1 pseudogene is annotated in these 242 nt (G+C 58.3%); it reads right to left on the bottom strand.

Features of this window, described 5'->3' with window-relative positions:
* Window positions 1-242 (bottom strand): annotated as a pseudogene (locus SB753_RS40655) (hypothetical protein); the annotation flags it as partial.

Raw genomic sequence — 242 nt, 5'->3', positions numbered from 1 at the left:
ATCTTTAGGAAATGGTTGCTGATCGACGTTCAGGGCAGAAGCCGGCTTAAGTGCTTCCGCCTCTACGTCGGGTCCGTCGTCCGTTTGAACGAAGTCGAGCGGTGACTTCAGGCGTGCAATGATCTCGGCCGCGAGCGCAGGATTGGGCTGGTCAAAAAAGCCATGCGGCAAGCCAAGCGTGGTTTCCATGTGAAAGGCGGTCTCGGGCGTGAACCTCTCGCCCTTCATCAGTTCGCCCACGC

Source organism: Paraburkholderia sp. SIMBA_053, assembly GCF_046534895.1.
In the GTDB taxonomy this organism is placed as follows: Bacteria; Pseudomonadota; Gammaproteobacteria; order Burkholderiales; family Burkholderiaceae; genus Paraburkholderia; species Paraburkholderia caledonica.
The sequence above is the reverse complement of the archived record's forward strand: the minus strand, read 5'-3'. Positions and strand labels throughout refer to the sequence as shown.